At 49.5% G+C, this 18,718-nt stretch carries 12 protein-coding genes; 6 read left to right on the top strand and 6 right to left on the bottom strand.

Going from position 1 to position 18,718, the window contains the following annotated elements; translation table 11 throughout:
- The first annotated feature begins 169 nt into the window (after window positions 1-169).
- Window positions 170-4,462 carry a S8 family serine peptidase gene (locus NST83_RS01975; protein WP_342416382.1) on the top strand — a complete coding sequence of 1,431 codons (4,293 nt, stop codon included), beginning with the start codon at window positions 170-172 and terminating at the stop codon, window positions 4,460-4,462.
- 60 nt (window positions 4,463-4,522) lie between these two features.
- On the opposite strand, the gene NST83_RS01970 is transcribed toward NST83_RS01975, so the two are convergent.
- Window positions 4,523-6,013, bottom strand: coding sequence for a HAMP domain-containing sensor histidine kinase (locus tag NST83_RS01970; protein ID WP_137061166.1), 1,491 nt, complete (start codon window positions 6,011-6,013; stop codon window positions 4,523-4,525).
- Window positions 6,010-6,696, bottom strand: a complete 687-nt coding sequence (locus NST83_RS01965; protein ID WP_014279365.1) for a response regulator transcription factor — start codon at window positions 6,694-6,696, stop codon at window positions 6,010-6,012. Before NST83_RS01965 ends, NST83_RS01970 begins: the two co-directional genes overlap by 4 nt.
- 287 nt (window positions 6,697-6,983) lie before the next feature.
- Between NST83_RS01965 and NST83_RS01960 the strand changes: the two genes are divergently transcribed.
- The 5 genes from NST83_RS01960 to NST83_RS01940 all read left to right on the top strand — a co-directional run bounded on the left by NST83_RS01960 (window position 6,984) and on the right by NST83_RS01940 (window position 12,752).
- Window positions 6,984-9,344 carry a glycosyltransferase family 39 protein gene (locus NST83_RS01960; RefSeq protein WP_342416381.1) on the top strand — a complete coding sequence of 787 codons (2,361 nt, stop codon included), beginning with the start codon at window positions 6,984-6,986 and terminating at the stop codon, window positions 9,342-9,344.
- A 17-nt stretch (window positions 9,345-9,361) separates the two neighbouring features.
- Window positions 9,362-10,453 (top strand): glycosyltransferase family 2 protein, encoded by a 1,092-nt coding sequence (locus NST83_RS01955; protein WP_342416380.1) that lies wholly within the window; start codon window positions 9,362-9,364, stop codon window positions 10,451-10,453.
- Window positions 10,454-10,455: 2 nt separating this feature from the next.
- Window positions 10,456-10,878 carry a GtrA family protein gene (locus NST83_RS01950; RefSeq protein ID WP_342416379.1) on the top strand — a complete coding sequence of 141 codons (423 nt, stop codon included), beginning with the start codon at window positions 10,456-10,458 and terminating at the stop codon, window positions 10,876-10,878.
- Window positions 10,875-11,750, top strand: a complete 876-nt coding sequence (gene galU / locus NST83_RS01945) for a UTP--glucose-1-phosphate uridylyltransferase GalU (RefSeq protein WP_342416378.1) — start codon at window positions 10,875-10,877, stop codon at window positions 11,748-11,750. Before NST83_RS01950 ends, galU begins: the two co-directional genes overlap by 4 nt.
- Window positions 11,751-11,924: 174 nt before the next feature.
- Window positions 11,925-12,752 carry a class I SAM-dependent methyltransferase gene (locus tag NST83_RS01940; protein ID WP_342416377.1) on the top strand — a complete coding sequence of 276 codons (828 nt, stop codon included), beginning with the start codon at window positions 11,925-11,927 and terminating at the stop codon, window positions 12,750-12,752.
- A gap of 163 nt (window positions 12,753-12,915) precedes the next feature.
- On the opposite strand, the gene NST83_RS01935 is transcribed toward NST83_RS01940, so the two are convergent.
- From NST83_RS01935 to NST83_RS01920, 4 genes are all read right to left on the bottom strand, one after another.
- A complete protein-coding gene (locus NST83_RS01935) occupies window positions 12,916-13,662 on the bottom strand; it encodes a glycerophosphodiester phosphodiesterase (RefSeq protein ID WP_137061160.1) in 747 nt (248 codons plus the stop codon).
- Window positions 13,663-13,749: 87 nt separating this feature from the next.
- Window positions 13,750-14,811, bottom strand: a complete 1,062-nt coding sequence (locus tag NST83_RS01930) for a hypothetical protein (RefSeq protein WP_342416376.1) — start codon at window positions 14,809-14,811, stop codon at window positions 13,750-13,752.
- 26 nt (window positions 14,812-14,837) lie between these two features.
- A complete protein-coding gene (locus tag NST83_RS01925) occupies window positions 14,838-16,685 on the bottom strand; it encodes an HSP90 family protein (RefSeq protein WP_342416375.1) in 1,848 nt (615 codons plus the stop codon).
- A gap of 419 nt (window positions 16,686-17,104) precedes the next feature.
- A complete protein-coding gene (locus NST83_RS01920) occupies window positions 17,105-18,619 on the bottom strand; it encodes an alpha-N-arabinofuranosidase (RefSeq protein ID WP_342416374.1) in 1,515 nt (504 codons plus the stop codon).
- Window positions 18,620-18,718 lie beyond the last annotated feature (99 nt).

Below are 18,718 nucleotides of genomic sequence, written 5' to 3'. Positions count from 1 at the left end.
ATAGTAATATATCCCACTAACATGGTAAGATATTCCTCAAAACTGGCAAGTTAGTCACCAGTGGTCAATTCTATCATTTGAATCTTTGAGGGAGGCGTGAGAACTTCGGCAGTGACTTCAAATCCTAGTATGTAGAAAAATCATATTTTGATTGAAAAGAGGGAAATCTTTGAAAAAGCCGATCATTTTTAAAAAAATTCCTGTCATAACACTCGCTCTTGCTTTGACCGCAGGCTTGTCTTTTCCGTCTGTCGGTTCTGCCGCTACCGTAGACCTGCAAACTCGTTCATTTCTAGAAGCACAGGAAGCTTTGACTTCCGAAGCGACTCCAGCGTTCATTTCGCCCGAGCTGAGTACCACTTCTTCGCAGCAGGTCAGAGTCATCGTACAGCTTGATGGTGAGCCACTAGCCGTGGACAAATATGCGGCACGGTCGGGCAATCAGACTTTCACAGCTCGATCCGAACAAAAAGCGGAATCCGCTATCGTCAACGAGCAAACATCGTTCGTGGATAGAGCGGCAGAGCGCAGCATTCCCCTTCAGGTAAATTACCAGTACAACACGGTGCTTAATGGCTTGGAGGTTACGCTGCCAGCTAACAAAATTCCAGAACTGGCTAAATTGCCAGGTGTAAAATCCATCCACGAAAACAAAACGTATTATTCCATCCCCGTACAGGACCCGCCAACACTCACCGCCAGCGAAGCAACGTATGATAACGCACCGCTGGATCAAATTGGCGTTCCTGAAGCCTGGGCTAAAGGTTTGACAGGCGAAGGGATTAAGGTCGGGGTTATTGATACCGGGATCGATTATGAGCACCCGGATTTGAAAGCAGCTTACAAGGGTGGGTATGACTCTTTTGAGCAGGACAATGATCCTTACGAGGAGCCTTTCCTTGAAAAAGAGAATGACCCGTACGGCACAGGTTTTGCCGGAACAACACACGGTACACACGTCTCCGGTACGATTGCTGGCCAGGCCGCTAATAAAACGGCAGATATTGTACAAAAGGGTATTGCCTATAAATCGGACTTATACGTATATAAAGTGCTTGGACGCAATACTAAAACCGGGCGTTCCTCCGGTTCCTCCGCACAGGTCATTGACGGCATTGAACGCGCTGTCAAGGATGGCATGAACGTGATTAACCTGTCCCTCGGCTCAGACTCCGAGAAGGACCCGAACTCCCCGGACTCCATTGCCATTAATAATGCGGTGCTTTCCGGTGTAGTTGCTGTCATTGCGAATGGTAATGCAGCACAAGACGGGAATTATTATTATTCAATGGGTTCCCCGGCCTCATCCCAGTTGGCGATTTCCGTCGGTGCGGCAACCTCACCAAGCAAAAGCTTCTCAGGCACAGCTTCAGTTACCCGTGATTCCTATTGGGAAGCGAATGGTGAATTGAAGAAAACAGTAACCGCTGATGCTTATGCACATTACGGGTTTAATCTGTTGGGCTGGGGAACAGGCCAAGAGGATTTTGCTTCAATTATGGGAACTGCCCCTTATGAACTGGTATATGCAAATTTGGGGCAGCCTGATGATTTTGAAGGAAAAGATGTAGCCGGAAAAATTGTCCTCGTGTCACGTGGAAACCTGGCATTCGTGGATAAAATTGCAAATGCCAAGGAAAGTGGCGCAAAGGCTGTAATCATTTTTAACGGAAATACAAAAGCAGGCGACATCACGAAAGCTGATTTAGGTGTCAGCATTCCGGATCGAGATGACTATGTAAACGCTAACCAGGGCGACAGCTTTGATTTTATTCCGACCTTTGATATGAAAGGTAAGGAAGGTCGCGCGCTGGCTAAACAACTCGTCGACAATGCCGGAGAAAAATTCTCTGTCTCCTTCGGAGAGAAGTTTATTCGCACAGATAATGCAGGCAATACGATGGCTGGATTCAGCTCCCGTGGGCCGAACGGAGACGAACTACTTAGCATCAAGCCGGATGTAAGCGCGCCAGGAGTTAGTATTATGTCAACCTATCCTGCTTTCGCCAAGTTCTATCCAGATGCCTCTTATGATCATGCTTACAAACGTAGCAACGGAACCAGTATGGCTTCTCCGCATGTAGCCGGACTTGCTGTTCTGCTGAAGCAGCAGCATCCAAACTGGACGCCGTTCGATATCCGTGCTGCTCTGGCGAACACGTCGGATACGCTTTACGACGAGGATCAAATCCAATACGATGTGTATTCCCAAGGTGCAGGACTTGTAAACATCGCCAATGCGATTCAGACACCAGCCCTGCTGGAAACTGTTGAAAAGATTACGATTCTCGATAAGAACTTCAATCGGCAGGAGGTCGTGAACTACAATCCTTCCGCCAGCTTCGGGGTGTTAAAACCAGGCAGTGATGCCAAGCAAATTCAATTGCAGCTTAAAAATCTGTCCGCAAACAACGTACAGTATGAAGCAAGCTACATTTTGCATGATCATGTAACCTCTGACCCTGCCAAGCCCGTTGCTACACCTGACGTGAGCAATATCGCTGTTCAGTTGCAAGGTGTCGGCACGAATGGGGCGATCTCGGCAGAAGCGGGTAAATCCCAACCGTTCTTCCTGTCCGTGCAGCCAAGCTCAAGTGCAGCTACAGGCGTATATGAGGGAGAAGTCATCCTGAAAAGCGCCGGACTACCTACCTTGCATCTGCCGTTCGTCGTTCATGTTGGCAAGGAAAATCCGACTACAGGCTTCGGCTTGCAGGACCTGAGTATAACCAACCCGATTATTTACCCGAATCGTACAGGTGCCCAACGCACAACAGATCTTGCTTTCCGCCTGACCACGGATAAAACAAACCAAATTGCTCTCTATGTATATGGCATAGATGATAAATTAATTGGTCTTATTAATGGAATTACGACTCCTAGGGAGCAAGGAGTTAACGCCCGTCTCAAGCAAGGCGCATACTCCTTCAAGGACATTGACGGAAGCTATGTCGAATACGATGCTAACGGAAAGCCTGTTCTGGATGCCAGCGGTCAGCCCGTTATCCAGCATTTGAAGGACGGTGTGTATAAGCTGGAGGTTAATTCGCCGGAACTGAATGCGAAAGGCGAAGTCGAGACCAATACTAACGGTCCTAAATTTTTCAGCGCTATGAAGGCCATTCGCGTCGACAATAGTGCTGCTTCTGGCAGCAGTAGCGGTGGAGGCGGTGGTGGAGGTGGCGGCAGAAGTAATACTACACCTTCCGCTTCAACCACCACATCCACCCCTGTCGCTACATCTGCACCTTCACTTCAATCCGTAGTGAAGCAAGGACAGGCCGTAAAAGCGGTAGCCACAACTGTCGTGGTTAACAACAATGTACAGTCACTGACTGTAACCGATGCAGATTTGCAGACTACTGTGACGGCAGCAGGCTCCAGCCCAATAGCCATTGTCCTGTCGGCCAGCAGCCAAGCAGGTCAAACAACCAAAGCAGCGCTGACTTCCGCCCAACTGACAACACTGGGCAAGGCTTCAGCAGGAAGCAGCCTGATTGTGAGCAACACAGGAGCTTCCCTAGCTTTGCCGATATCTGCTCTGAAAAATGCTCCTGCCGGTGCAGGCATTGAAGTGATAATCAGCAGCCAGGCACAGGAAAGCAACACATTTACGAGCAAGCTGAAAGGCTCAACTGTGATTGGCACCCCTGTAGGGTTTGAAGCTAATGTTGTCACTGGAGGCAAGAGCGAACCGCTTAAGGTTGCACCAGGACAGTTCATTAGTCGTTCCTTTACCGTACCTGGCCAAATTGAGTCAAATACAGCCGGTGTTCTCTATACAGCTAACGGAAATGTTTACCCTGTTCCATCCGTCTTTTCCAAGCAAGCAGATGGATCAACAATCGTTAAGGTAAGCCGTCCGGGCTTCTCGACGTATGCAGCGGCGACTCGTCCCGTTAGCTTTGAAGATATTTCATCGTCGTATGCTCAATCCGAGATTCAGTCGCTTGCGAACAAGCTGCTGATCAACGGCACCACAGACACGGCCTTCTCACCGAAGAAGAACGTGACACGTGCGGAATTTGCAGCTTTGGTAACCCGGGCTCTTGGCCTGACACCGGGTACTGCCGCACCATTCGGCGATATTCCAGCAGGTAGCTGGTATTCTGGCGATGTAGCAGCCGCTTATGAGGCCGGATTGATCACAGGTCGCAGCGGCGACAAATTCGATCCGAACGCTAACATCAGTCGGCAGGAAATTGCTGTCGTGCTGAGCAAGGCAGTAGACCTGCTCCAGATCAAAGCATCTGTCGATGGCCCTGCCCGCACACCGTATCATGATGCTTCATCCTTTGCAGGCTATGCCAAGGATAGCATTGAAAAAGTAAGCGCAGCAGGCATTATCAACGGAGCAACCATCAAGGGCTCCTCCTACTTCCAGCCGAATGTGCCTACAACGCGTGAAGCATCTGCCAAGGTGCTGCACGTGCTTTTACAAAAGGCTGCATTGATTAACTAACCCAAAAGCCTCCTGAGCCGCGTTATAGACAACGTCACGGTTCAGGAGGCTGCTTTTATGTTATACCGTCCCCGCTAACGGCAGCGCGACCTTGAATACACTCCCTTCTCCCGGCGTACTTGCAGCGGTGATTTTTCCACCGTGTGCTTCCACAATAGACTGTGTAATCGCCAGACCAAGACCAGCTCCGCCCGAGCTGCGCGTACGTGACTCATCTCCACGGTAAAAGCGTTCAAAAATCCGATCCAACTGCTCTTTACTCATGCCCGGCCCGTTATCACGAATCTGAATATCCGCCAGCTTCTTCCCGGCAGACAAGTTTACATGGATCACACCTCTCTCCATATCTGTATGCTGAACAGCATTATGGAACAGATTGAGCACTACCTGCTTGATTTTATCCCCTTCAGCCAGCACTCGCACACCCGCTGTCATATCAAAAATCACTCTTCGCTTGCCCGCCAGCATCAGAAGCTGCGGCTTCATTTCCAGCAGCAACGTATCCAGCGACATATCTTCCAGCTTCAATTCGGGCGTCCGGTCCAGCTTAGCCAGCAACAGTAAATCGGAGACAAGCTTGTTCATCCGTTTGGATTCTCCATACATACTCTCCAGTGCAGATTGAAGCTGCTTTGGATTAGATGCGGCTCCACGAAGTAGCACCTCCAAGAACCCGTGAATCGAAGTGAGCGGGGTGCGCAATTCATGGGAAGCATCCGCAATAAACCGTCTCATCTGCATCTGTAACTCGCGCTCGGCAGCAAATGAATGCTCCAGCCGTTCCAGCATCCCGTTAAAGGATACCGCCAAGCGGTCCACCTCATACTGCCCCTGCTCTGCATCAAAGCGCTCGGCCAGATTGCCCGCATCAATGCGTTTGACCGCCTCGACCATCCTCGAAAGGGGCACCAACGTGCGCCGCAGCACTGGAAGCATAAGCGCCAGACCAATTGCGAGCGCAATCAGAGATAGTAAAATGAAGGTACGCAACTGATTAATCAGTTGCTCTTGCATGGAAGTTGTGGATACACCCATTTGAAGCAGCCCTTTCGAATGGTCAGGCGGACCGAGCGGACGGAATACGACCAGTTGCTCGTTCCCTTGGGCATCCGTGAGCAATTGATAGCCATAACGCATGTGCTTGTTTTGCTGCATCGAAATATATTGCTGAGCGGTGAGCCTCGGCGGCGTAAGTCCATTTTCGTTAGACAGGCTCGTAAAGGTTCCAGCTGTATCTATGGAAGCCAGCGACATATCCGCCCAAAACAAAAACGGCCTCGGTCGGTTATCCTTCCGATTGATTCCTTCTTTGGGTGTGGAGCTTCCGCTCTTCTCCTGCGAATCTTTAATCAATAAATCGGCAGGAATTGAGCCTAACTGAGTACCCATCGCATCCGCCCGACTGCGATACAGAAAATCTTTCATCAGGAAATATTGTAAAAATCCGATCAAGACGAGCAGCAGCGCCAAAATAAGTAACGTCCTGGCCAAAAGCTGGGAGCGGAGAGAACGGAGCGCAGTTCTTCTCCGGCTTTTCCCCGCCGCTTTCATAGCAAGTCCACTCGGTACCCAACACCACGCAGCGTACGGATGACCCGATGCTCCTTGTCTTTGAGCTTTTCACGTAAGGAGCGAATATACACCTCGACAATATTGTCCTCGCCCCCAAAATCGTATCCCCATACTCGATCCAGGATTCGACTTTTACTAAGAACAATCCCGTGATTCAACACCAAAAACTTCAATAGTTCATATTCGGTAGGCGACAGCTCCAGCACCTGATTTTGGTAGCGAATTTCCTTTCGTCGATCATCCACCTGAAAGGGTCCGTGAACCACTTCTCCGAGCAGATCGGGAAACTGATTGCGCAGACGTGCTTCAATCCGGGCCAGCAGTTCATTAAAACTAAAGGGTTTCACGACATAATCGTCCGCGCCCAGTTTTAATCCTTTTACCCGATCATCCACATCATCCTTGGCTGTCAGCATAATGACTGCAATGTTATCCTCTGTCTCCTTGAGACTTTGGCATACCTCAAAGCCATTCATTTCAGGCATCATAACATCCAGCACCGCAACATGCGGGCGGAACTCTTTTGCTAAATCCAGTGCATCACTGCCGTTCTCAGCTGTTTTAACCTCATAGCCTTCATTAATCAGCCCAAGCTCCAAAAATTGCAAAATGTGCGGCTCATCGTCCGCTAACATAATTTTAACCCCGTGTATCGGATTCATCGGTTATCTTCCCTTTCATGAAGTCACTTTTTTTCTTAATAAAAGATCGATTTATTTTCACCTGTATCTAATATAACTGAATATTTACGTAAAAAAAGCATCCCTATCCAGCTTTCAGCTAACATTCAGGGAGCGCTCATAACCATTTCAGCTACGTCAGGCATGATAATAACAAGCCGGTAGTTCACCGGGCCCAAGATCGGAAGTGGCTGATCATTCCACAGTCCTGAAGATAGCGGCTAGAACAACGGAAAATACAAAGAATTTTCACAGGGAGTGGAATGTACATGATTAAGAAATGGTTCAAGAGCCGGGCGGACGTCCCCCTCATCATCATCATGCTGATATCCGCGATTTTGAACGGATACAACATCTGGCAAGACAAATATGTTAACACCTACTACACGACGGCCGTAGCAAGCATGCTAGAAAGCTTTCACAACTTCTTCTTCGCATCACTTGATTCGGCAGGGTCGGTAACGGTAGACAAACCGCCTGTGGTTTTCTGGATTCAAACACTCAGCGCCTACATCTTCGGACTTCACGGCTGGAGTGTTATCCTACCGCAAGCGCTCGCTCAGGTCGGGTCGGTATTGCTCGTTTACCTGCTCGTCAAACCGAGCTTCGGTACGATGGCCGCTCGATTGGCCGCCTTCGCTATGGCAACTACACCAATTGCAGTAGCGGTCAGCCGCACCAATAACATTGATGCGATGCTGGTTTTCACACTGCTGCTCGCAACATGGTTGCTGTTCAGAGGCATTAGAAACCACAAAATGGGACCGATCCTCTGGGCTTTCGCAGTCGTAGGTATCGCCTTTAACGAAAAAATGCTCCAAGCCTATATGATTGTTCCCGCTTTGGGGCTCTTCTACCTGCTGGCCTCCAAGTTTAACTGGAAGCGAAAAGCGATAACACTGGCAGCATCGGCAGTCGTTCTCGGGGCTGTGTCGCTCTCTTGGGCAGTCGTGGTCGACTCCACTCCGGCAGACCAGCGCCCTTATATGGGAAGCAGCGGTACGAACTCCGTACTGAATCTGGCCTTTGGCTACAACGGCCTATCCCGTCTGACGGGAGAACGAGGAACAGGCGGCGGCGCTGGTGGCGGTCAACGCTCGGAGTGGAAACGAAACGCTTCAACGAATAGTAGCAATGCAAACTCCGATCAAACCCAGACCGCTACATCATCATCAGACGCTAGTACTACAACAGGCGCTTCCAATACCGATGGCACATCAACAGGCGGCAACGGCGCTGGTGGCCAAATGCCGCCGGGCGGATTTGGCGGTAACGGTCAAGGCGGTGGTCAGGGTGGCCCTGGTGGTGGTCCGGGTGGAAATTCCGGTGGCGGCATGTTCGGCACTGGTGAAAAGGGACCTTTACGATTGTTCCAATCTGCCCTGTCAGGTCAAGCCAGCTGGCTGCTCCCATTCGCATTGATTGCTTCAATCGGCCTGCTTGCAAGCATTCGACGCCGTAATATCACGCAAAAACACAAAGAGGTCATCTTCTGGCTGGCCTGGCTGATTCCCGTAGCTGCATTTTTCAGCGTAGCCGGTTTCTTCCATCAGTATTACCTGATTATGCTCGCACCACCAATTGCAGTGCTCTTCGGGGCCGGATTCGTGAAATTATGGGAGCAATATCGTGAGCGTTCCGGCTGGCTCTCCTGGCTGTTGCCCGCAGCGGTACTGGCAACCTCGGTATTTAGCTGGTTCGTCCTGCAAAATTACAACGACACCATTGGCAGTGGCTGGTCCATCGCCGTATTGATACTCGGTATCATCGGCACGGCGCTACTGGTAGTAGCACGATTGAAATCAGAGAAGTTCACGAGATATGCCATCATTGCAAGTGTACTCGCAATGTTCATCGGCCCTGTGTACTGGGCGTTGACGCCAATTACCTACGGGGGGAACAGCATGATTCCACAAGCCGGACCGACACAATTTGGCGGCGGTGGAGGCGGTGGCGGAATGCCGGGAGGTAATTTTGGCAACCGAGGTCAGGGTGCAAATGGGCAAAAAGCTGAAAGAACTCAAACGAATAACCAAACCAATAATGCAGAGCAATCCAGCTCTGATGGTATTACTTCAAGCACAGGAACAAGCACAGGAACAAGCACAGACAGAGAACAGAGATCTTCTACCCGCTTCAGAGGAATGGGTGGACCCAACGGTAGTCAAAGCTTGGACAGCAAAACGCTGAGCTATTTGCAAAAGCATAATACAGGTGAAACCTACCTTTTCGCAGCAAGCAATTATTCAACAGCCGCTCCTTACATGATTGAAGCCGGGCAAAAAGTGATTATTATGAACGGCTTTGTATCCTCCGATCCGGTGTATACCGTCGATAAGATCAAGGTGCTGGTGGAAAGCGGTCAAGTGAAGTACTTCATGATTTCTGGCGGAGGCGGCGGTGGACCGGATAGCGGCAACTCCGAAGTCACTGCATGGATCAAAGAACATGGCAAAGTGATTCCTACAGATGAATGGAAAACAACAACTGGCGAAACCAGTACCAATGCTGAAGCATCCGACAGAGGAAGCGACATCACGAACAGCAACTCGAACGCTCAGGATGGTCAAGGTGGACCTGGCGGAGACGAACGTGGCGGAAGCGGTACTTTATACGAAATCACATTATAAATAAGGAGGAACTACGAATGAGTGAACAAATCCGTTATTCCATAGTTATTCCGATGTACAACGAGGAAGCCGTCATTACCGAAACCTATCGGCGGCTGAAACAAGTCATGGGCTCGATGGGCGAGCCCTACGAGCTGATATTCGTAAATGACGGCAGTTCGGACCGCAGCGTCCAGTTGATCAAGGAATTTAGTCTCAGAGACGATACCATCGTATTGATTGATTTCTCCCGTAATTTCGGTCATCAGCTAGCGATTACCGCCGGGATGGATTATGCGGTGGGAGAAGCGGTCGTCGTTATTGACGCCGACCTCCAGGACCCGCCTGAGCTGATCGTAGAGATGGCCAACAAGTGGAAGGAAGGCTATGAGGTAGTCTACGCCAAACGGCTGAAACGCAATGGTGAAACTCGCTTCAAAAAGTGGTCTGCCAGTCTCTTCTACCGCGTATTGAAAGCATCAACGGATATTAATATCCCGGTAGACACCGGCGATTTCCGCCTGATGGATCGCAAGGTAATAGACGAATTGAAACGGCTGCCGGAAAATAATCGGTTTGTCCGTGGACTCGTTAGCTGGATCGGCTTCAAGCAGACGGCTGTTGAATATGAGCGCGATGAGCGGCTCGCAGGTGAAACCAAGTATCCGCTCAAACGCATGATCAAGCTCAGTCTGGATGGAATCACATCCTTTTCCATTAAACCGCTCAAGCTGGCAGGTTATATCGGCGCACTCCTGTCCATGTCTGGCTTCCTGTATCTGATGTACGTATTATTCCTCAACTTTTTCACCGATTCCTATGTCATGAAGGGCTGGTCGTCCATGATTAGCATCAGCCTGATCTTTAACGGAGTGATCCTGATCATTCTCGGTATTATGGGTGAATATGTTGGACGGATTTATGACGAAACCAAAGCCCGCCCGCTCTACATTGTCCGTGAGCATCTGGGTGGACAATACGAAAACGGCCCGACCCATGCCATGAAGGCCCCTGAACAACGTGAATCCCTATATATGCAAGGTTCTCGTGACAGCCTAATATCCGCCAGCCGCACAGTACGCGGCAACAGCGCTGTATATACCGGACCCAAATCGGGTCACGGGGCATAACCTTGAAAAGTCGCATGGCCCAGCTATTCCCTATGATCCGTTTTGGCATGGTAGGACTGGTGAATACGGGCGTAGATTATATCATTTTCATGCTGCTGGCTTGGGCCGGAGTTCCGGTTGCTTTGTCGCAGATCATTTCATACAGCTGCGGCACAGCCAACAGTTACATTTTGAACAGCAAATGGACATTCAACAAACAACCAGAACCCGATACTCATAAACGTCAATTGCCTAGATTTATCGTCATCAACCTGATCGTATTGGGTCTGACCTCCTTATTATTGCAAATGCTTCACAGTGGAACCGAGCTGCCGCTTGCCGCATGCAAGCTGATTGCCACCGCAGCCGGAATGATCATCAATTATATCGGGAGCCGATATTGGGTATTCGGTTCCCCACCCCGAAAGGAAAGTGAATCTCTATGAGAAAAATTACAAAAGCCGTTATACCAGCCGCTGGATTAGGAACTCGTTTTTTACCTGCTACGAAAGCTTTGCCTAAAGAGATGCTTCCGATTGTCGACAAGCCAGCTATTCAATATATTGTCGAAGAGGCTATCAAATCCGGGGTTGAAAGCATCATTATCGTGACTGGGCGTAATAAAAAAGCCATCGAGGATCATTTTGACAAGTCGGTAGAACTGGAGCAAGTACTGGAAAGCAAAGGCAAGTACGATCTTCTGCGCGAGGTCCAAAGCATCGGGGGCAAAGCCGTAATTCACTACATCCGCCAAAAAGAACCCCTCGGTTTGGGACATGCGGTACGTTGTGCCCGTCAGTTTATTGGTGATGAGCCATTCGCTGTGTTGCTAGGCGATGATATTATGAATTCCTCTACCCCGGCAATTCGCCAAATGATGGATGTCTACGAAGCGACGGGCAAGCAAGTGGTCGGCGTACGCACAGTGGAAGAACAGGATGTAAGTAAATACGGCATTATTGACTCCACTCGCCAGAACGGTCTTATTCACGAAGTCGGCGGACTTGTTGAAAAGCCATCCCCTGCAGACGCTCCTTCACGGCAGGCAGTCATTGGACGATATGTATTGGAGCCTTCCATTTTCTCCATATTGGAACATATGTCTACTGGTGCGGGCGGCGAATATCAACTGACTGACGCCCTTCATCAGGTGGCATTGCAGAATCAACTGCTGGCGCTTGAGCTGGAAGGCACGCGTTATGATATCGGTGATAAAGCAGGATACCTGGAAGCTGTGCTTCACATGGGCATGCAGCGCGAGGATCTTCGTCCAATGCTTGACTCCATGATGCGCGAGTGGGCGCTGGCTTCACGATAAAATAGGCACACAGAATTGCACCTATCCCCTTCTCCTGTGCATATTCTGATATCTGATCCATGTTGTGCAACCACAAGAGTAGATGTATATACACATAAACCTGTATAATGTCAAAGTACAGCACTATCGGAATATGCTCGGCTGTCCGCCGAAATCAGGGAGGAAAAAGTCCATATGATACCTGAGGGGAATTTGCAAAGTAATGTAGACCGTTTCAACGGCTTTGCCGATGACTACGACCAACACCGTCCGGAAGCACCGTCACTCGTTGTCGAGATTATTTCCCGCTATCTGGAACGAAAAGTGGAGCTTGTTGCTGATATTGGCTGTGGAACAGGGCTTTCGACTTTCATTTGGAAAGACGTGGCCTGTCAAATTGTCGGCATCGAGCCCAACCCAGACATGAGAGGAAAAGCGCAGCGTAAGCTGGAGACAGCAGGAGCGACAACGGCAGAGACCATTTCCTTCAAAAGTGGGTTCTCCAACAATCTGCCCTTTGAGGATGGAACTGTAGACGTCATCACCTGCTCTCAATCCTTTCACTGGATGGACCCCGACAGCACGCTCAGGGAAGCGGGCAGAGTCTTGGCTCAAGGCGGGATATTCGCCGCCTTTGACTGCGATTGGCCTCCGGTGCTGCAATGGGAGATAGATCAAGCTTATGTACAGTTGATCACCAAAGCAGACGAGATTCTCAATCGGGAAGCACCTGTAGAGCAGCAAGCCCATAAATGGAGCAAGGAACAGCATTTGCCTAATCTACAGCGCAGCGGACAATTCCGTTATACCCGGGAAATTGTCTTTCACAACCGTGAGCAGTGCGACGCAGCACGTTATATAGGGCTTGTTCTTAGTCAAGGCGGTATACAAACGCTATTCAAACTCGGCAATCGGGCGCTTGATGAAGATTTGGCTCGCTTTGTGAAGCTCGTAAAGGATCATTTTCAGGACAGAACCTTGGATATCCTGTTCAGCTATCGTATGCGGCTTGGCGTCAAATAGAAAGGAAACAAGATTATCGTGATGATATGTTCTTCGGCTCAAGCTCAAAAAAGACTCTCCTTTGCCTCGTAAAGACGAGTGCGTACAGGAGAGTCTTTTGGCTTCATAAATAGCCATATTCATATCCAAAAGAGCTTAGTCGCAGTTCTGCTATGTCTTCGGCTTAGGAAGAGCGGACAGCCAATAGGTGCACCAACCGATCAGGGTAGTCCGTGATGATGCCGCTCACCCCGGCCTCCAGCAGTCGCTGCATTTCTTCCGGCTCATTTACTGTCCACGGATGGTAGACCATACCCGCTGCCTGTGCCTCAGATACCCCTTCTGGTGTAACGGAATGCTTGTAAGCATGCAGTGCTGTTACCCCGAATTGTCTTGCATACTCCGACGGACGAACCATAATCTCAATATACAGCGCTCCTGTCTTGATCTCAGGTGCCAATTGCGCACAAAGCGCCAGTGATTCATGATTGAAGCTGGAGATAATCACCCGCTCCTCTAAACCGAAACGTCGTACAGCGGCAATCACCTCTTCCTCCATACCGGGATAAAGGTAAATGCTATTTTTCAATTCCAGATTAATGACTGCATCCGAAGACTTCGCCAGCTCCAGCAGTTCATCCAGCAACGGCACCCGCTCGCCCCGGAATTTCTCATCAAACCAGCCGCCTGCATCTAACCCATTCAGTTCTTCCAGCGTAATATCGCGTACATCCAGTGAGGAACCTGTCGTGCGTTCCAGTGATTCATCGTGAATGAGCACCAAATGCCCATCCCGGGTACGCTGCACATCCGTTTCTATGCCGGTTGCCCCCAGCTCCAAAGCGTGACGGAACGCCGCCATCGTATTTTCAGGGCATACACCCGAAGCACCGCGATGTGCAAAATTAATAACTTTCTCGGTTTCAGTCACTACATAACCCCTCCTGTCATTTCACAGGGACATTATACTCGCTCATTGTTTGGGCTGTATAAATATTTGTCACAAGAGCCTCTTCTTCTACGCGGTTTGAACCATTTTCCCGATCCAATCGGTATAAAACATATTCCCGTTCCGTCGATCAAATGCTGCTGCCGCCGACTCTGCCAGTGGTCTGAAATACGCAATAATTTCTGTCAGCGTACGCTCCTCTTTGCCCCACTCCAAAGAAGCAGGCAGCCGGATCAATCTACTATCACCCGAAGCGTCGAGCTTTTGCAGCAGACCTACCATTGCCGCGTAAAAATACATTTGCTCCAGCCCGCTCTCATAATCCAGCGCTATATGCAAATGACGCTCTACCACTTCAATTCCCTTAACCGGGTCCGCAACCGCCAAATACTCGATATGCTCCGCTATGGTTTTCAGAAAATCACGGTCATCCCGAACCAGGCGATATCCATTACGATGATGATCCTTCGCCTTGTCTGCTTCCCCTTGACGGTAAAGCGGCAATAGCACCTGTGAGAGCGTCACATGCGGTACTTCCGCGCATGTCATCCGTCCCGACAAAATCGGTTTGGCCACGGCAAGCACCTGCTCGTCCTCTCCGGTCAAATAGTAAAAACGCACGATCTGGCTCTGCTCGCAGGCTTCACAATCACTCATGCTATCCCGTTCGATCGTACGGAAGGTATCCAAATACTGGCGTGCTTCATCCAGTCTCCCCATATCCATCGCGATACGGAACTTATAGTAGTGATATGGACGCTCATTATACCCGTATTCGGCATAACGTTTGCGCATATCCTCCACAAGATCCTCCACCTGGGTTTTCGGTATATTGGGAAAGCTGCATACCTTGCCGAGAATCCATTTGTAAGTCCACAGCAACTCTTGCTCATCATATTCGTCGGGGCTTTGATCAAATTGACCCAGCTGCCACGAAAAAGCGATCAGCGCCTTTAACGGATATCCATTAAAAATAGCGCAGTCCACAATTTCTCCCCGGACTTCGTAGCCGAGTTCCTTCAATCCGGAAGCATCCGCCAAGCGGGCCGCTTCCTCCAAAATCGCCAGCTTGGCCGCCCCTCCGGGCAGATCCTGCGCCTGTTCCATCAAATCATATATTGTATCTTCCATTCGACTAGCCTCCTGTAATTATGCAATTACGTGTTCTGTCCGTTCCCTAATCCCCAATTGATAAAATGCAGCACACTCCGGTTCATCAGCCCCAACTCACTCCGATTCATCGGATAGTGGCCCATCATAAGTGCGTTCACATACATCATTTCCGTTGCAGCCGTAATCATCTGTGTATCGGTAGCCTCAAAAATACGCGCCACCACCGGATTGTTCAAATTAAAATATAGGGTCGAGTAGCCCGCATTCTGCTGGACCCCGGCTTTCAGACTATCGAGTACATTGGAAAAAAGCGCAGTTGTTTCTTCAACGGTATTTTCCATCGAGCGCAAGGTTAGCGCATCCTGCGAAATGGTATATAGCACAGGCAAGCTCGCCGGCTCAAAACGCTTCAATTCCGTACGGCAGCGCATCGGCTGCAAAGCAGCATCCATGACGCGCAGCACGCTGTAATACTGCTCGCGCTCTTCCTGCGTTAGCCCGGTAAATGAAAGAGATACATCCTCGGGACTAAGCCGCTCGGCTTGCAGGGCAGGGTCGATCCAATGCAGCTTTTCCAAAATTTCCGTATCGTAAATATAGCCGCCATTGATCACCAGCATGGATTGCGCCGCCGCCACATGGGTAATTTGGCGATACTCATCAACCGTCGATGTGTAATGGAGCGGACGCCCGCCCGCCTCGCGGATCAGTTCACTCAGCTCCCGCCGCCCAAATGTACTTTCAAAGGAAAACCAGCGGTGCATAATCCGCAAAAATTCATCATCCTCCACCGCTAGCGCCTTCATGGAAAGCTCATGCAAACGAATCCAATGCTGGAAGCGGTCTGGCTCATACTCCGCCATGCGTAGCAGCTCTTGCCGAATACAGGTTCCCAGTTCAGAACGAACAGCGTCAAGCTGCTCATTTTCATAAAAATACTCACGTGATGCCGTCGGCTGCAATTCATCTGTCCAGATCAGACTTTTAATGAAAAAGGCCCACTCTGGCAATACATTTTCCGCTTTGTCGGACACCAGCATATGCTTCAGATACACCCGATGCAGCCGTTTGCTGTTGAGATTGATGCTACGCGGCAAAATGAATGCAATCCCGCCTGTTCTGCCCGATGCCGTCCGCAGTGGAATAAAATCGCCAAAGCGCTCACCCATCAGGCGATAGCCCAAGTCCAGCACTTCACCGCGACGACTGCGCAATTGTTCCGGGTCCTGCATCCAACGGGTAGACGGAAGATTGACGCGCTTGGTCTCGCCGTCTACAGACAGCATGACCGGATAAGGCAGCAACGCCCCATAATAAAATAGAGACTCCTCCACCTGCGCCGGCTCATAATAAAACTCGCTCCCCGGCTTGCAGCGCAAATACATTTGCGTGCCTACAGGCAGCTCAGTCTCCAATCGACGGATCGTATACGTTCCATCCGGTTTTCCTCTCCATTCCATGGAGATTCCTTCCTTTACTGAACGCGTCAGCACCACGATTTCGTCGCTCACCATAAAGCAAGATAGCAAGCCAATCCCAAATCGCCCGATAAATGATGTCTCCGAGGCCAGTAAATCTGCCCCCTTCTTCGAAGACTGGCCAATGATCGACAGAAAGCGGTGAATGTCTTCTTCCGACAGTCCAATGCCGTTATCCTGAATCATCAAAACCTGTTGTTCACCGGAGCCAGATAACTCCACCGTCACTTTACCTTCAAACTCTTTACTTTCAGCAGCAGTCTCCCCTAGCTCCTTGCGAGCCGTAATTGCGTCTGTTGCATTTTGCAGTACCTCGCGTATAAACACGCGTGGGCTGCTATATAAATGATTGGCCAAAATATCAATCATCCCGCTCAAGTTCACCTGAAAACGATATTCGTCCGTTTGACTCATACAGATCATTCCTTTCTGGAAATGCTACGACAATCCTTGGCTTTGAATAAACCATCCTGTGAATTATAACGTGGATTACAGACGGATTGCACACCCTGCATTTCAGATATCAATACGTTGACAACGCTATAATAGGGTCTTTTTTCACCTTGGCTGATTGGAACTGGGTCTAATTAACTTCATAAAAATGTATGTAATATGAGAGTATAGTTAATAAGTAACATCTTCGTTTAGTTAAATTTAGTAATTAGAATAATTTTTATTTAAAAATCAGCCTGTTCTAGTATCGCTATATTTGCTGAGGGACAAATGGCTCATTTTATGCAAAGAGCCCGCATGGCTGCTCCTGTATACCCATACAAGAGAGAATGCGGGCTTTTTCAGGTACAGCTGGGACTATACCTTTTGCAGAAAAAGGATTAATGAGACTTGGCGAGACGGATTACGTTCCACGAGGCTTTGCCCAAGTGAGCTTTGACGATGCCATCGTCGAGCTTGGCATTACCGCCGTTGTGAGGCGAAACCTTTTCTCCTGCCGGGCTGTTAGTTGCTTTGAGATCGTCATGCTCCAGCACCGTATGCTCCACAATGCGATAGCCTTCGAAGCTGCGCACATCCACTGTCAGTTCCAGCGACTCGGACAAGTGGCGGTTTACCGCAAAGACGGTCAGAGCGTCTCCCTCTTCATCATAAACCACAGCGCTATCCAGATAAGGAATGTCTGTGAAATCCTTGGAATCGTATTTTTCTGAGTCTACCACGGGCATCAACGATACACCGCGACCATAACGGGATGCATGCAGATACGGATAGAAAATGGTCTGTTTCCATGCTTTTCCGTTATTTTCAGTCATGATTGGCGCAATAACGTTGACCAATTGGGCAAGACAAGCCATTTTTACACGGTCAGCATGACGCAGGAACGTAATCAGCATGCTTCCCACCAGCAGTGCATCCTCGAAGTTGTAAATATCCTCAAGCTGGGGCGGCGCCACAGACCACGGATCAATTTTGCTGTCCGCATCGTTGGAGTGGTACCACACATTCCATTCATCGAAGCTGAGCATCATTTTTTTCTTGCTGCGCTTCTTCGCTTTGATATAGTCACAGGTCGAAATAACTGTATGAATAAAATGGTCCATATCCATGGAGCGTGCCAAATAATTGGCCGTATCATTGTCGTGGTTGCCATAGTATTGATGCAGAGAAATATAGTCGGCTACCTCATAGGTATGATCCAGCGTCGTCGCTTCCCACTCAGGGAACGTCGGCATTGTCGAACTGGAACTGCCGCAAGAGACAAGCTCTATGTCAGGGTCAATCAGCTTCATTGCTTTTGCGGACTCTACCGCGAGACGACCGTACTCTTCCGCTGTCTTGTGTCCAATCTGCCATGGGCCATCCATTTCGTTGCCGAGACACCAGGTTTTAATCTTGTGCGGTTGCTCTACACCGTGACTGCGGCGTAGATCACTCCAGTAGGAACCGCCCGGATGGTTGCAATATTCCACCAGATTACGTGCCGCATCAATCCCGCGCGTACCCAGATTAACCGCCATCATAACCTCTGAACCGATATCTTTCGCCCATTTGAAAAATTCGTTCGTACCCACTTCATTCGGCTCGACCGTTCTCCACGCCAGCTCTAGCTGTCTAGGTCTGGACGCGACAGGACCGACACCATCTTCCCAATTGTAACCGGATACAAAATTGCCGCCCGGGTAGCGTATAATAGGAACATCAAGCTGCTTCACCAGCTCTTTTACATCATTACGGAAACCGCTTTCATCACTAGTTGAATGAGTAGGCTCATAAATACCACCATATACGGCACGCCCGAGATGCTCTACAAAAGAACCATAAATGCGTTTATCGACTTCAGCAATCCGAAATGACTTATCTACAATCATTTTTGCTTTTACAGCTGCTGCCACCTAAACCATCCTCTCTGAATGCGAAAATAAAATCCGTTGTACCTCTAAGACTAACAAGCGGTTTATTTCAGCATTTTGCATCGTTCGATTCCCAACGCT

It is taken from the genome of Paenibacillus sp. FSL R10-2782 (genome assembly GCF_038592985.1).
GTDB lineage: Bacteria > Bacillota > Bacilli > Paenibacillales > Paenibacillaceae > Paenibacillus > Paenibacillus terrae_C.
The sequence above is the reverse complement of the archived record's forward strand: the minus strand, read 5'-3'. Positions and strand labels throughout refer to the sequence as shown.